Origin of the sequence: Profundibacterium mesophilum KAUST100406-0324, assembly GCF_009835145.1 — a bacterium.
In the GTDB taxonomy this organism is placed as follows: Bacteria; Pseudomonadota; Alphaproteobacteria; order Rhodobacterales; family Rhodobacteraceae; genus Profundibacterium; species Profundibacterium mesophilum.
Map to the genome: position 1 here is coordinate 1 of NZ_APKE01000090.1, position 488 is coordinate 488.

A 488-nucleotide genomic window follows, 5' to 3' on the forward strand; every position below is an offset into this window, starting at 1 on the left:
ACCGAAAGACCGCGCGCGGCGGCGATGGGCTCGAGGGCTGCATAGGTCGTGCGGTCGACCGACAGGCGCTTCATGCCGGTATCGACCACCGGCCCCCCGCGCCGGAAGAGCGGGATCGCCGTTCCCGCGTCGCGCGCCTTGCGCAGGGTCTTGTAGATTTTCTGGCGGTGCACACCGAGACGGCGCGCGATCTCGGCGGGCGGCTCGCCGCCCTGCGCCATCTCGATGATCTTGTGCTGTTCGGGGGTCATTTGGAGCGTGTTCGTGCCCTGGAAGCGGTCGGCCTTGCGGCGCCACTGCCGGCACTCGTTGCTGGGAATGGTGCCAAGGGCCGGGCATTCGACGGTCTGGCGCATGTAGACGCCGCGCACGGCCTCCTCGACGCCGCCGAGCTTGGCGGCGTAGTTGCGCCGCAGCACCTGGCTGATCAGCGAGCCGGAATAGCCGAGCTTCTTGGCCACCTTGTTCTGCGTGCTCTCGTCGCAGGC

Annotated in this window: 1 protein-coding gene; it reads right to left on the reverse strand. The window is 68.9% G+C overall.

All coding sequences use genetic code 11. The annotated features are described in order from the left end of the window. Window positions 1–488: sigma factor-like helix-turn-helix DNA-binding protein (locus PMES_RS16385; RefSeq protein ID WP_159966776.1), on the reverse strand; the 488-nt coding region annotated here is incomplete at both ends.